This is a genomic window from Actinotignum timonense, assembly GCF_002860685.3.
Classification (GTDB): Bacteria; Actinomycetota; Actinomycetes; order Actinomycetales; family Actinomycetaceae; genus Actinotignum; species Actinotignum timonense.
Genome location: NZ_CP136960.1, coordinates 1 through 13,887 on the forward strand (window position 1 = coordinate 1; position 13,887 = coordinate 13,887).

Genomic DNA, 13,887 nt, shown 5'->3' on the forward strand with positions numbered 1-13,887 from the left:
ATGTCCACGAATTCCACGCCGGCACCCGCCGGAACTCCAACACCCGGCACACCCACGTCCACCTCACCCGCACCCGCCGGCACACCAGCATCGGGCGCCCACCTGCACCGTGACCTCCACAATCGCCACATCCAGATGATCGCGCTGGGCGGTGCCATCGGCACGGGCCTCTTCTACGGCTCTGCTTCCTCCATCAGCCTGGCCGGCCCGGCAATCCTCTTCGTCTACCTCATTGGCGGCTGCACGATCTACCTTGTTATGCGCGCCCTGGGTGAGATGAGCGTGCACGAGCCGGTCCCCGGCGCCTTCTCCCACTACGCCTACAAATATTGGAGCCCGCGCGCCGGCTTCATCTCGGGCTGGAACTACTGGTTTAACTACATTTTCGTGGCGATGTCGGAGCTGTCCGTCGTCGGCCTGTATATCAACTACTGGTTCCCGGCGGTCCCCACCTGGCTCACCGCGGCCTTCTGCCTGGTGTTCATCACGGCGGTGAACTTACTCGGGGTGCGCGCCTTCGGCGAATTCGAATTCTGGTTCGCGCTGGTCAAAGTGGTGGCGATTATCGGCATGATCGTGCTGGGAATCCTGGTGCTTGTCGTCGGACTCCAAGAACCCCACCAGGTTCCGCCCGGAACCTCCTTCGCCGAGCTGGTTTTCCCCAATGGCCTGAAGGGTGCGACTTTTGCTTTCGTCGTCGTTATGTTTAGTTTTGGCGGCATTGAGCTTATCGGCATCACCGCCGGGGAGGCGGACGACCCGCGCCGGTCCATCCCGCGCGCCATCAACCTGGTGATTCAGCGCATCCTCATTTTCTACGTGCTCTCGCTCGCCATCATCATGGCGGTCATCCCGTGGCGCTCCATCGACGGGCACGCCAGCCCCTTCGTCCAGATTTTCGATTCGGTAGGGATCACCTTCGCGGCCCATATCCTCAATTTCGTGGTGCTCACCGCGGCGCTCTCCGTCTACAATTCCGGGCTCTATTCCAACGGCCGCATGCTGTATTCCTTGGCGCAACAAGGAAATGCGCCGCGGATTTTCGCCACGCTTTCGCGCGCGGGCACGCCGTACGTAGGAATTTTGACGTCCTCTGCCGTGACCGTGGTGGCGGTCATTGTGGTCTTCGCGTTCCCGAATTTCGCTTTCGGATATCTGCTGTCCATCGCCCTCATCGCCGGAATTATCAACTGGACGATGGTCATGATCACGCAGCTGAAATTCCGCGCCGCGCTCGGCCCGGAACGCGTGGCGGGTCTCAGCTACAAGCTGCCCGGTGGCCTCGCCTCGAGCATTTTCGTGCTGGTGGCGCTGGCGGCCTGCGTGGTCCTCATGCTGTTCCAAGACGCCTACCGCGTGGCCGTTTTCGTTGGCCCGGCCTGGCTGCTGCTCCTCACTATCGCCTACCAGGTGAAGGTTTCGCGTGAGAAGCGCCATGCGCGCGCGTAATTATTAATAAAGTACGACGACGACCGGGCCGGGATGCACGCATCCCGGCCCGGTGCATCTGGCCCACGGGAGATTGGGCCACCCGCGGCTGCTTGGGGCCGCGGGCGATCAGGGCTTAGAATTCGCCGTCGATGGGCGAATTGGCCACCACCTTGATATTGACGAATTCGTGAATACCCAGGTCGATGAGCTCGTGGCCGTAGCCGGAGTTCTTCACGCCGCCAAAGGGAATATCCGCCGCGACCGCGGTGGGATGGTTGAGGTAGACCATCCCGGTATCCAGCCGCGCGGCTACCTTCTTGCCGCGTTCCAGATCCTCGGTAAAGACCGAGCCACCCAGGCCGTAGGGCGAATCATTAGCGAGGGTAATCGCCTCTTCTTCGTCCTTGACCCGATAAATCTGGGAGACCGGCCCGAAGAATTCCGTATAGCGGCACTTCGCGCCCTCGGGGATGTCCGTGAGGATAGTGGGCTGGAAGAAGTTGCCGTGCTCGGGTAGCTCAATTCCGGCTTCTTCCGCCTTGGCACCCTCAGCGATAGCTTCCTCAAGCTGCTTGGCCAGATCGCGTTTCGCTGCCGCGGAGGACAGCGGCGCCAGGGTGGTTTCCCGATCCATCGGGTCCCCGGCCTTGAGCTGCTTGACGCCTTCCCGGTACTTCTCCAGGAATTCGTCGTACACGGAATCCACCACGATCATGCGCTTGGATGAGCAGCACACCTGCCCGGCATTCCAGTGCCGGCCGGTCACCGCCCAGGCGACCGTCTTATCAATATCGGCATCCTCGAGCACGATAAAAGCATCGGCCCCACCCAGTTCCAGCGTGGACTTCTTAATGTACTTGCCGGCCAGCTGCGCGATAGCCGCCCCAGCCACTTCCGAACCGGTGAGCGCCACCCCGCGCACCCGCGGATCGGCCAGCACAATTTCCGACTGGTCATGGGAGAGGTAAAGATTCTGGAAACAACCTTCGGGCAGGCCCGCTTCGCGGAAAATCTCCACGAAGGTAGCGGCCGATTCCGGAACGATGGATGCGTGCTTGAGAATGAGGGTATTGCCGGCGAAAAGCTGCGGGGCAGCCACGCGGACAATCTGGTAGTAGGGGAAATTCCACGGTTCCACCATGAAGAGCACCCCGAGCGGCTGGAAGAGCAGCTGCACGGAATCCTTCCCGTATTTATCCGAGGGGAGCGTGCGAGTGGCCAGATACTTTTCGCCATTGCGCACGTAGTCTTCAAACATCGCGATGCAGATATCGACTTCCGCTTCCGCTTCCCCGATCACCTTGCCCATTTCCTTGGTGATAATCGAGGCGTATTCGGTGCGGCGTTCGCGCAGCAGGTCGGCAGCTTTCTGGAGCACCTGCGCGCGCTGTTCATACGATGTTTCCCGCCACGCCAGGAAGGCGTTATGGGCAACGTCTACTGCCTTCTTGACTTCCTCATCAGTGGCAGTGGGATATTCCTTGAGTATTTCACCGGTGTACGGACTGACTGTCTTGTACGCCATTGTTCGACCTCCGCGTATCGGTGCGAGCAGACCCGCGGCCCGCCCGCGTAGTGGATATATTCGATGGGCTTCCCGGCGTATCCCGCGCGCCTCACCCCTGCGCGAGCAGCGCAGATACAGGGACTTAGGGCCGGGTAGAGAGGCGACGGCGCTTCGCTACCCGCGGGAAGAGAGCACATATACGGTTATGGGCGGAACGCGGAATCTCCCGCATTCCTACCTATCACTCTACCTATTTTTGGACACATGTGAGGGGTTTCATATCTCTGGGTGAACATGGGAATGCCCTGGGACCCCTGTCCCGGTGCTGCGTCGTCGTTCCACTGCGCCCGCGCTACAACGTGCCCGCCATGCCCGCCGCCGGGGCGCGGCCCCTACACTAGGGGTATGAGTAATACTTTCCCCCAGGGGGCAGACGTGCCCTCGGAACACTCCTCGAATCCGCCCGAGCCCAACGGCACTCCCGCACCGATGCCCACACCTGCACCTGCACCGGTGCCAATGGCAGCGACTACGCCCGCGGTTCGCACCACTCCGCCGCTGGCGGCTCCGCTCGGTGTGCTGGCCGGGTCCATTATCGGTTTTATTGGTACGGCGCTACACTTCTGGACTCTGCATATGAGCGCCGGCACCCAATCGGAAGATTTCGGCGTCAAGCTGTGGGAAACCGATACCAAGTCGGTGGCCATTTTCATCACCATCGGGCTGGCCCTGGGCGCGATTGGCGCTTTCGTGGGGCTGGTACGCCAGGCGCCCGCCGCCGTGCGGAAAACGTGGTCTTCGGGCGGCATCGTCGGCGCCGTTATCGTGGGGATTTACCTGGTTATTAATATCAAGCCCTCGGATGCGGATACCATCATCGCTTACGGGCAGGCCCAGGGCGTGGATGTGGATATTGCTCCCGGTATTGGCTACTACCTGCTCGCGGTGGCCGCGGTGCTCATGTTGGGCTTCGGGATCTGGCAAATCGCCAAGACCCCGGCCACGGTAGCCAGCGCCGCGCAGCCCGGTACCGATGCCGGCGCCGCCGCGCAAGCGCCCTTCGCCGGCCAGAGCCCGCAGTTCCCGCCGCAGGATCCCGTTTTCCCGCCGGCACCGCCCGCTGCGCCAGCAGCGGCGTCGTCGCCCGAAAATACGGACCGCGCAGAAAGCGCAGCGCCCGCGGAAACGCAGCCCGCGCCAGAACCGCGCGAGGGTGAAGAACCGCAACAGCCCCGCGAAGGTGAAGACCCGCAAGCACCGCAGGCCCCGCACAACTAGCGAAGCTGACGGCTACAGGCCCAGCTCGAAGAGGTCGTTGAGCACGGTGAGCACGCCTTCTTCCGCATTGGAGGGCGCCACGTAGCGGGCGGCCGCCACCACATCGGGCTGGGCATTCGCCATGGCGAAGCTGAAGCGTGCGTGCTCGAACATCGGGATGTCATTATTGAAATCCCCGAAGCACAGGGTTTGCGCCGGACTGATGCCGAGGCTCGCCTGGAGACCGGCCAGGCCGGTGCCTTTCGTGGCGGCGGAAGGATTGACGTCCGTCCACAGTTCGCCGCTGCGCACCACATCCACGCCCGGCCCGAGGGTTTCTAGCAGCGGGATCACGCGCCGGAGCGGGTCGGCGAAACTGAGCACCCCAATTTTGTAAATCCCCTCGGTATGGGGCATGAGGTCAGGGACGATCGCATTCGCGTGGTAGTAGGCGAGGGTTTCGTCCAGGAACGCGCTATCGCGGCGTTCGGCGTAAGCCTTCTCACCGCAGAGCACCGTGCCCACGTCCTCCCCCGCCGCGCTGAGCTCGCGCACGATCTCCACCACCCGCGCGCTGGTTTCCCGCGGCAGCGTGGTGGTGGCCAGCGGCTCGCCGTCCCGGCGCACATTCGCCCCGTTCTCCGCGATAATCGGCATGCCTTCCACGTGGGCGGAAAACATATCCGCGAGGGTCTGGTACTGCCGCCCGGAGGCCGGGCAGAAAATAATGCCACGCTCCCGCAGGCGCGCCACCAGCTCATTGCCGCGTTCCGGGAAAATCTTCCCCGGCAGGAGGAAGGTGCCATCCATATCAACGACGACGAGTTTCACGCTGGCGGCGGCCTCGCGCAGGAGGCTCAGATCGGTAGGTGTGGGCTCGGTAGGTGCGGGAGGCACGAAAAAACCTTTCTGGGTAGTACTGGGGTCAAGCGCCGTGCTTAGTTTTCCGTGGCGGGTACGCGGCGGAAAAGCCCGCGGCACCCGCTCCGGTTGTTCAGTTTTCCGTGGCCGCGGCTTCCGTGCCGGCGCCGCTAGCGGCGCCAACACCGGCCAGCGCCACCACATCCGCGCGGCTGGCCGTATAGCCTTGCGCCCCGGAGGCCCCGGTGGCGATAGCGCCAAGCGCCGTGCCCCACCGGGCCGCGGTGGCCAGGGATTCACCCACCGCCAGGGCGGCCGCGAAAGCCCCCACAAAAGCATCGCCCGCGCCGGTGGTATCCACAACATCCACGTGGTGGGCGGGTAGCGCATCGGCCTTGACATCAGCATCGGGCAGGTAGGCGTCAATATACTGGCAGCCGTGGCTTCCCAGCGTCACCACGATGGAACCGCCGTAACGCAGATGGAGCTGCTGGGCGCGGTCGGTCACCTTGGTTCCCAAGATGGTATCCGCCTCGGTTTCGTTCACGATGAGCACGTCCACATTCTCCAGCAGGTGGCCCACCGGGGCGGCCGGGGCGGCATTGAGCACCGTGGTAGCCCCGCGTTTCTTGGCCTCCGCCAGGGCGGCCGCCACCGCGGGTTCGGGAATTTCCAGCTGGCAGACCACAATATCCCCCGCCTGCACCGCGGCGAGGCGCTCCACCACATTCTCCGGGGTATTCGCGGCGTTTGCACCGGCCACCACCACGATGGCATTTTCGCCATCCGCATCGGATTGGATCATGGCCTGCCCGGTAGGTTCGCTCACCCGCAGCACGGCAGTCATATCAAGATTTTCTTCCGCGGCGAGCTCGGTGGCAACGGCATCTCCCACCGCATCGCGACCGAGAGCCGCAACCATCGTAACGGGAATTCCCATGCGGGCCGCGGCAACCGCCTGGTTGAGGCCCTTCCCGCCCAGCGCGGTGTGGGAGCTGAGCGCGGAAATTGTTTCTCCCGGCTCCACAAAATTCTCCACCTTGAGGAAAGTATCGGAATTCATGCTTCCAACAACGAAAATGCGTGCCATGGATACACCCCGTTCTATTTAGGCTCGTGCGCGGGCGACGGCGCCAATCGCGCGGCTCATCACCCTAATACTACCCGGAGCCACTCCGGTTCCGGGCGCACTCACCCAAAGGTGGTACGACGACGCGCGCGGCGCGCAGCGCCGCGCGGGGAACCAGCCCGGCGGCCCACTAAGCGCAATGCGTGGCGATATACTCGCGCACCGCTTCCGGATCGGCGGGAACCTGGGTTGCACGCTGCGGGAGGGCGAGCAGCCCGGCCAGGCGTTCCTCCAGGCCATCGGCCACATCCCCGACCGCTTCACGCACGGTATGCGCGAATTTCTCCGGGCGGGCGGTTTCCATGGCGAGCACCGGGACCACGCCGTCGCTCAGGCGGCGAGCCACCGTGACCGCGTCCGCGGTATGCGGGTCAATGAGAATCCCGCTGGTCCGGTAGGTCCATTCGATAGCGGCCAGGCGGTCCGCATGGTGGGATGAGGAGGCCGCGAAACCGAATGTCTCCCCGAATTCCGGCAGATAATCGCGCATATCTAACGTCCCGGTGGCGCCCAGCTGCGCCCAGGCGGCCAGGAAATCCTCCCCCAGCACCTGCCAGATAAACCGCTCCACATTGGAGGCCTTGGAAATATCCATGGAGGGGCTGGAGGTGGCGAACGTACGCTCGCGCGAGCGCGGGGTATAGCGCCCGGTGGTGAAGAATTCTTCCAGCACATTATTTTCGTTGGTGGCCAGCAGCAGGCGGCGGATGGGCAAGCCCATGCAGCGGGCCAGGTGACCGGCGTAAATATTGCCGAAGTTACCCGAGGGTACACAGAAATCCACCTGGCTGGCCCCGGCACCTGCCCCGCCGGCCCCACCGGGAGCGGGAGGGGGCGCCGCGGCAGCGGCGGCGTCGTTCAAAGCCCGCGAAAAAGTGCCATCGGTATAACGCAACCACGCCCAGAAGTAGTAGACGATCTGCGCGGCGATCCGCCCGAAGTTGATGGAATTAACCGCGCCGATGCGGTAGCGGGTTTTGAAATCGATATCCGAGCTGAGGGTTTTGACGATGTCTTGGCAGTCGTCGAAAACGCCATCGACGACGAGGTTGTGGATATTGGGGTCCTGGAGGGAATACATTTGGGCGCGCTGCACCGCGGACATGCGCCCGCGCGGGGAGAGCATGACCACCTGCACGCCCGGCTGGCCACGGAAAGCGTATTCCGCCGAGGAACCGGTATCCCCCGAGGTGGCGCCCAGGATGGTGAGTTCGCGCCCGGTAGCGGCCAGCACGTAGGGAATGGCCTGGCCCAGGAATTGCATGGCGAGATCCTTGAAGGCCATGGTGGGGCCTTCGGATAGGCCCACCAGCACGAGGGTGTTATCCACGCGGCGCAGCGGCACCCCGCCCGGGAAATTCTGCGGGCTATAGGCGGCCGCGGTGAGGCGCGCGAGGTCCGCGGTGGGAATATCGGTGGCGTACAGGCCAATAATCGCGGCGGCCAGCTCCGGGTAGCTCAGGGTGCGCCAGGCTTCGAGCTGGGCGGCGCTCACCTGCGGGATGCTGGCGGGCACCACCAGGCCGCCGTCCGGGGCCAGGCCGTCGAGCAGAATATCGGTAAAAGAAGCCGGTTCCATCCCGGAACGCGTGGAGATGAACTGCATGCTCGCCTTTCGCTGAGGGTGGGCGCGGGGAAGAAGGCCGCTCTCCCATCATAGTGGCTCCCGGCTGCGCGCAATACGGGCGGCCGCTGTACTGCTGGCGCACGGCCCGGAGCAGGCCGCCCGGCGCGCAGAACCTCGCGAACGGCTCTTCACATTCTCTTCACGAAGCCTCCAGGAAGTCTCCAGTAAGCTGAGAAAAGCTACTACCTATCAGAAATTTTCCCGAAGACGTGAAAGGTACCCGGTAGTGACCTTAGCTGGACGCGCGTGGCGTTACGTCGCCCGAAAACATATCCGTACCCTGCTTCTTTTCGTCATTATCACAGCGGTGGTGACCGTGCTAGTTTCGGCCGGGGCGGTGCGCACAGCCTCAGCCGCCGCGGGCCGCGACGCGGAACGCACCCTGGGCTCCGGTTTCGTGCTGGAGAACTCCCCCTATAACTCCGGCACCCCGCGCGGGGGCGGCACCGTCAAACCCGCGGACGTGGAGCGAATCGCCGCCCTGCCCGGGGTGGATCGCTACACCGCGCGCCAAGATGTGACCGCGGATCTGGTGGGCGCCAAGGTGGCCCGGCTGGACCGCCAGGAATATGACGCCAAGCGCGAGGCGCAGCTCGGTAACGCGGTGAGCGTGCGCGGGGTGAGCGCCAGCGCGGACGAAACGAATATTCGCAGCGGCACCCTGGAGCTGGTGGCCGGGCGGCATATTACCCGCGAAGATAAAAATAAGGCGATTATTCACGAGGATTTGGCGCGGCTCAACGGCCTGACCGTGGGCTCGAAACTCACCCTGCGCGGGAACCCCTACGATTACGACAATACGAAGAAATCCACCGCGGAAGTCACCGTGGAAATCGTGGGGCTGGTGCGCGGGGATAATCCGCAGCCGGCCGCGCGCCGCCTCGAGCTTTTCGCCAACGCGGTCTACACGGACCTCGCCACCACCCGCGCGCTCTACGCCTACACCCCGGAAACCGAGATCTACCAGGACACCACCTTCTTCGTGGCCGAAGGCGCCGATAGTGAAGCGGTGATGAACGAGGCGCGCGGCCTGCCCATCGATTGGCGTAACTATCAGCTCACCCGCACCTCCCAGCTGCTCACCGGGATTACCGGCGCGGTGGCCGGGGTGCAGAGCGTCATGACCGGCGCGATTATAACGACGGCGCTGCTGGCCCTCGCGCTTCTCAGCCTGGTTCTGGTGCTGTGGCTGCGCGAACGCCGCCGCGAAACCGGGGTGCTGCTCGCTATCGGCACCTCGAAAGCGAAGATTCTGGGCCAGTACCTGGTGGAGTTGCTCTTTATTACTATTCCGGCGGCGGCGTGCGGGGTGGCGCTCAGCACCGTGGTCGCCCAGCGGGTGGGGACCAGCATGCTGGCCTCGGTGAAGAAATCCGGGATGGAAGAGCTCACCTCGCAGGCGCCGCTCGGGGGCGGGGTGGACGTCACCACCGCCACCCGAACCTTGGATGATCTTGCGGTCCAGTTGAGTGCGGGTACGACAACGCTCGCTCTGGCCCTCACCCTCGCCGTGCTTATCGGAGCAACCGTGCTGGCGGCTCTCCCCATGCTGCGCACCTCCCCGCGCAAACTGCTGGTGAGTGCGGCATGAGTGGGGTAACTCCCATGAGCGCGGGGGCGCGCGCTGGGCTCGCGCTGCGGCGCCGCCCGGTTCGCAATGTGCTGCTTTTCGTGGTTATTAGCGTGATTTTTACGGCGTTGGTGGCGCAGGCCGGGGTGCGCGGGGCCATGGGCCAGCTGCGCACCGCCATTGACGCCCAGGTCGGAGCCGGGTTCGTGGCGAGCGCGCCGGCTGCTGCGCCCAGCGGGGCGGACGGTGCGATCCCAAGCGATAGCCCAAACACCAATCCCGCCGATAATCCGCTGACCCAAGCCGCGCCTACCCTGAGTCCGGCCCAGGCCAGCCAGCTCGCGGCGCTGCCCGGCGTGACGAGCACTGCAACCGAGCAAGATATTCTGGCCACTCCGGTGGGAGCCCGAGCTGTGGCCACCGCGGGCGGGGTGCAGCTGGATGCCGGCGTCATGGGCGCGGTGACGGTGACCGCGAGCTCCGATCCGGCACGTTTCCCGGCTTTCGCGGCCAGGCTCTACCGGCTCACGTCCGGAAAGATGAACAGCAGCGCGAAACCGGGCGCCCTCATTCACCGTGATTTCGCCGAGGCGAATACCTTGCGGCTTGGCGATGAGCTGCGGCTGCGCGGCCCGGCCGGCGAGGTGACCCGCCAGATCACCGGGATTTTCGACGGCACCACCCCGAATCCGTCTGGACTGCCGGCAAGCGCAGCCGCGAATCGCATCCTCGTGGATAGCGCGGCCGGCCGTGAGCTCAGCGGGGAAGCGGGTGCCACCCGGGTGCGGTGTTTCACCGCGAGCGCGAGCGAGTTACCCGCGAGCCTGGCCGCGGCCCGCGCCGCACTTCCCGATCTCAGCTACGAGCACAATGCCGCGAGTTTCACCGGGGTGCTGCGCGCGATGGATAGCGTGGAGGGCCTGTTGAGTGCACTGCTCAGCGGTGCCTGCGCGGCCGGCGTGGTGATTGCCGCGGCGGTGTTGGCCCTGTGGGTGCGCGGGCGTATGCGGGAAATTGGGGTGCTGCTCTCGCTCGGGCAGCAGCGCCGCGTGATTGCCGGCGGTTTCGCGCTTGAGTTGGGCGCGCTGGCGCTGGCTGGCGGCGTCGTCGCTATTCTTGCGGGGCGCCAGCTTACCGTGCTTGTGGGGCGGGCCGTTGTGGACGGTGCGGCGCCGGGCGCGCTGGCCGGGTTGCCTCCGGTGGCGGTGAGTGGCGCGGATATTGCGTGGGCGCTGGGTGTTGGCGCCGGGATTCTTGCCGTGGCGCTGGCTATTGCGCTGTTTCCGATTTTGCGCCGGTCTCCCCGGCAGATTCTTTCGTCACTGAGTTAGGAAAAATTATGAATGTTATGGAACTTGATCACGTGAGTTACAGCTACCCGGGTAGCGGCGCGAAGGTGCTGACCGATGTGTGCGCAGGTTTCGAGCCGGGCACGGTTACGGCGCTGCTGGGCGCTTCGGGGGCCGGGAAATCGACGCTGTTGAGTTTGCTGGCGGGTTTGGATACGCCCACGAAGGGCGCGGTGCTTTTTGAGGGCGTGGATATTGCGACGACGGGCTACGCCCATCACCGCCGCGCCCATATTTCGCTGGTGTTCCAGAATTACAATCTCATTGATTACTTGACGCCGCTGGAGAATGTGCGGCTGGTGGATCGGCGGGCGGATAGTTCCGTGCTGCTGGAGCTGGGTTTGAGTGAGGATGAGATTCACCGTAATGTGCTGCGGCTTTCTGGTGGGCAGCAGCAGCGGGTGGCGATTGCGCGGGCGCTGGCCTCACCCGCGCCGGTGATTCTTGCGGACGAGCCGACGGGAAACCTTGATGAGGACACCGCGCGCGGCGTGGTCCAGATTTTGCACGACGCCGCACATCTGCACGGCAAGTGCGTCATTCTTGTCACGCACTCCGCGGATATTGCCCGCGGCGCCGATCGGGTTCTCACGCTCTCCCACCGGCGCCTCACCGAGCAACGGGCGGGAGTGCGTTAGCCACAGCACTGCACTTCACCTGCGTGAAGATCCACGGGAGCCCAGAGGTTCTTGAAACGTGAGCGGGGGTCGAAAGTTATCGGCCCCCGCTCACTCTAATTATTTCGCTTCCAACAAACCTTAGTTGGCTTTCGATTTCCGATACAGGGCGATACCTGTTCCGAATACGGCAATCACCGCAATAAGTAAGCCACCTTCGAATCCGGTAGCCGGCAGCTTCTTATTGGGTTTTTCCACCTTCTTGATATTCGGAGTAGGTTTCGCGCTCGAGGTACCGCCGGGTTCGGAACTCGGAGTAGTGCTCGGATCCACACTCGGAACATCGCTAGGCTCAACACTCGGGTGAGCACTGGGGTCGATGCTCGGATCCGCGCTTGGTTCGACGCTCGGGGCACCACTAGGTTCACCACTGGGGTCCGCGCTCGGGCCACTACTGGGATCCGCGCTCGGCTCCACACTCGGGCTGCCGCTGGGCGAGGTGCTTGGAGTATTGCTCGGCTCCACACTCGGGGCACCGCTTGGTTCGACGCTTGGGCCACTACTGGGGTCGATGCTCGGTTTCACGCTTGGTTCGACACTCGGAGTAGCGCTCGGTTCCACACTGGGCTTATCACCCGGGTTCTTCACTTTCGTATTGGAAACCACCACAACTTTTTGCTTGAACTGCACCGGCACGACGGTGTCTTTTGCCTTGACGAAGCCTTCCGGAGCCTTGACTTCAACGAAGACATAGTTACCGCGCTTCAGCTCAAGTTTCACGCCTGTCGTACGATCCGGTAGATAGAGTTTGCCATCCGCGCCGCTCACCAGGTTCTCCAGTTTTACGCCATCCCGATTAGTGGCAATATCACCCGGAGTTCCGTCGGATTTTGCTTTGTAGATGCTGAACACCGCACCTGCCAAAGCCTTACCCGTATCATCCTGCTTCACGAAGTCGATCAGTTGATACCCATCGGTCTCAGCAGTAATCCCCGGCGGTTTAAGCTCTTCGGGGTTGTATCCTTTACCCTTCGCTTCAACGTCACCGGGTTTGGATCCTTCGTATTTAATCGGAGTGCAATTCTGATGCACTTGCGGATCGCAGTTCGGAATCTCTTGAGCGTAATAGGACGCCTTATTGACATAAATAGGCCGCCCGTTTTTGCTGAGCATAACCGAATCATTAACAGGCTCAGCATCAAAGCCGATATTGAAGTATCCACCCCCGTCAAAGTACTTCGAGGAGTAATTCTTCACTCGCAGCATGAATCCTTTACCAACGACCTTATACAGGCCGCCAGCATCATCAATAAGCTTTTGTTCCTCAGCTGTGAGGGGCTCTCCTGCCGGTTTTTGCAGCAGAATATCTTTCGGTACGGTAGCGTTCGCCATGCTCATCATGCCTTGTTTCTTGGCTACGATGTCATAGCGATCCAAAGGGATGGGTTTTTCCTCAAACGCCGCAGTTCGGGAAGATACAGGATTTTCTGGCTCGGGTGTACGGAAGTAGATGTCATAAAGCCACATCTCCATGCGCTGCTCAGCGGGCTTTGTAGAATCTTTTACCCAATGCGGATTCGTTGCCCCGAGTTCAGCCAAGAAGGAATCTTTACCTCCCTGAGTTTTTTCGTCGTAAACGGCAACATTCCCGTGAAGAGCCATATTCACATCGGGCGTGTCGTAAATGATAAATTCATTATTCGGCCGCAACCTGGTACCAACTTGGATCTCAGAGTAGATATACGATTTATCGCCATCTACTTTCGAAGCACCCGTCTTCTCCAAAGAAGCCATATCCGGGAGTTTGACAACAGGCTTCTTTACCCGATAGGTAACCTGCTTCCCCGTCGACTTGCCGTCGACTGTAATGTCGTAAGCGACATCAACGTGGGTAACATCTGGGTTTTCCTCAAAATACGTGTCACGTACGCCTTTATCAACGTAGAACGGCATCTCAATTTGGGAAGTAACAAAATCTTCACTCACGTCAGTGAAAGTAAAGACTCCAATATGCCCAGCTTCAGTAGCCACATCAGCGAGTTTGGCACCGGTGACAGAATCTGTAATTTGAGTGACTGAATTGAAGTTGCCACTTATGCGCAACAAGTCCAAAGCGGGATCAATCGGGGTCAAACCAACCTTCAGGACATCCCCCGCATTAACAGTTGGATGCGCACCTTTCTTAGCCAACTTGAACTTGAGAGTTCCCGCCCATCCCGTAGTCGCGCTAACTTCAGTGGTGGTTCCGATATGAGAATTCACGGTTAAGTTGGAGTTGCGGTTCATCCCGATGGAAGACTGATCAACCAATCCGGAAATGTCATTCGCGGCTAAGGCCGTAGGAATAGCAATACCCGCCAATACAATCGCACCGGAAATCAAGGATGCGAAAAGCCCCCAAAGTTTGCGGTGTTTCATACGCTCTCCCGTCTCAGGGCATCCCCCTATGGACACCCTTAACGAATCAATCGAATACGATAATGATAATTTCATTTATAGTATTCACTAAGATAAATACTTATCCATTTTGCAACATAAT

At 62.0% G+C, this 13,887-nt stretch carries 10 protein-coding genes; 5 read left to right on the plus strand and 5 right to left on the minus strand.

Annotated features, from left to right (window positions below; genetic code table 11):
* Entirely contained in the window at positions 1-1,449 is a 1,449-nt protein-coding gene (locus tag CYJ17_RS00005) for an amino acid permease (protein ID WP_087070419.1), read from the plus strand.
* 115 nt (positions 1,450-1,564) lie between these two features.
* Here the strand turns inward: CYJ17_RS00005 and CYJ17_RS00010 are convergent, their stop codons facing one another.
* Positions 1,565-2,956 carry an NAD-dependent succinate-semialdehyde dehydrogenase gene (locus tag CYJ17_RS00010; protein WP_087070418.1) on the minus strand — a complete coding sequence of 464 codons (1,392 nt, stop codon included), beginning with the start codon at positions 2,954-2,956 and terminating at the stop codon, positions 1,565-1,567.
* Between the two features lie 387 nt (positions 2,957-3,343).
* Between CYJ17_RS00010 and CYJ17_RS00015 the strand changes: the two genes are divergently transcribed.
* Positions 3,344-4,216: a hypothetical protein gene (locus CYJ17_RS00015; protein WP_143231852.1), complete on the plus strand. Its 873-nt coding sequence runs from the start codon at positions 3,344-3,346 to the stop codon at positions 4,214-4,216.
* Positions 4,217-4,228: 12 nt separating this feature from the next.
* On the opposite strand, the gene CYJ17_RS00020 is transcribed toward CYJ17_RS00015, so the two are convergent.
* The 3 genes from CYJ17_RS00020 to CYJ17_RS00030 form a co-directional block, all read right to left on the minus strand.
* Positions 4,229-5,092, minus strand: coding sequence for a Cof-type HAD-IIB family hydrolase (locus CYJ17_RS00020; protein WP_087071162.1), 864 nt, complete (start codon positions 5,090-5,092; stop codon positions 4,229-4,231).
* A gap of 97 nt (positions 5,093-5,189) precedes the next feature.
* Positions 5,190-6,146, minus strand: coding sequence for a ribokinase (locus CYJ17_RS00025; protein WP_087070416.1), 957 nt, complete (start codon positions 6,144-6,146; stop codon positions 5,190-5,192).
* 169 nt (positions 6,147-6,315) lie between these two features.
* Positions 6,316-7,791 (minus strand): threonine synthase, encoded by a 1,476-nt coding sequence (locus CYJ17_RS00030; RefSeq protein WP_087070415.1) that lies wholly within the window; start codon positions 7,789-7,791, stop codon positions 6,316-6,318.
* A gap of 247 nt (positions 7,792-8,038) precedes the next feature.
* Here CYJ17_RS00030 and CYJ17_RS00035 point away from each other — a divergent pair, with 247 nt between their 5' ends.
* The 3 genes from CYJ17_RS00035 to CYJ17_RS00045 are packed head-to-tail and all read left to right on the plus strand — an operon-like array spanning position 8,039 to position 11,369.
* The gene (locus tag CYJ17_RS00035; protein ID WP_087070414.1) at positions 8,039-9,403 is read left to right on the plus strand and encodes an ABC transporter permease; all 1,365 of its coding nucleotides are present in this window, start codon (positions 8,039-8,041) and stop codon (positions 9,401-9,403) included.
* Entirely contained in the window at positions 9,400-10,713 is a 1,314-nt protein-coding gene (locus CYJ17_RS00040; RefSeq protein WP_087070413.1) for an FtsX-like permease family protein, read from the plus strand. Before CYJ17_RS00035 ends, CYJ17_RS00040 begins: the two co-directional genes overlap by 4 nt.
* 8 nt (positions 10,714-10,721) lie before the next feature.
* Entirely contained in the window at positions 10,722-11,369 is a 648-nt protein-coding gene (locus CYJ17_RS00045; protein ID WP_087070412.1) for an ABC transporter ATP-binding protein, read from the plus strand.
* A 120-nt stretch (positions 11,370-11,489) separates the two neighbouring features.
* On the opposite strand, the gene CYJ17_RS00050 is transcribed toward CYJ17_RS00045, so the two are convergent.
* Positions 11,490-13,766, minus strand: coding sequence for a prealbumin-like fold domain-containing protein (locus CYJ17_RS00050; RefSeq protein ID WP_087070411.1), 2,277 nt, complete (start codon positions 13,764-13,766; stop codon positions 11,490-11,492).
* Positions 13,767-13,887: the final 121 nt, after the last annotated feature.

Excerpts from the sequence above, each read along its gene's own strand:
- CYJ17_RS00005 (WP_087070419.1), top strand. The coding sequence starts at position 1 with ATGTCCACGAATTCCACGCCGGCACCCGCCGGAACTCCAACACCCGGC.
- CYJ17_RS00010 (WP_087070418.1), bottom strand. The coding sequence starts at position 2,956 with ATGGCGTACAAGACAGTCAGTCCGTACACCGGTGAAATACTCAAGGAA.
- CYJ17_RS00015 (WP_143231852.1), top strand. The coding sequence starts at position 3,344 with ATGAGTAATACTTTCCCCCAGGGGGCAGACGTGCCCTCGGAACACTCC.
- CYJ17_RS00025 (WP_087070416.1), bottom strand. The coding sequence starts at position 6,146 with ATGGCACGCATTTTCGTTGTTGGAAGCATGAATTCCGATACTTTCCTC.
- CYJ17_RS00030 (WP_087070415.1), bottom strand. The coding sequence starts at position 7,791 with ATGCAGTTCATCTCCACGCGTTCCGGGATGGAACCGGCTTCTTTTACC.
- CYJ17_RS00040 (WP_087070413.1), top strand. The coding sequence starts at position 9,400 with ATGAGTGGGGTAACTCCCATGAGCGCGGGGGCGCGCGCTGGGCTCGCG.
- CYJ17_RS00045 (WP_087070412.1), top strand. The coding sequence starts at position 10,722 with ATGAATGTTATGGAACTTGATCACGTGAGTTACAGCTACCCGGGTAGC.
- CYJ17_RS00050 (WP_087070411.1), bottom strand. The coding sequence starts at position 13,766 with ATGAAACACCGCAAACTTTGGGGGCTTTTCGCATCCTTGATTTCCGGT.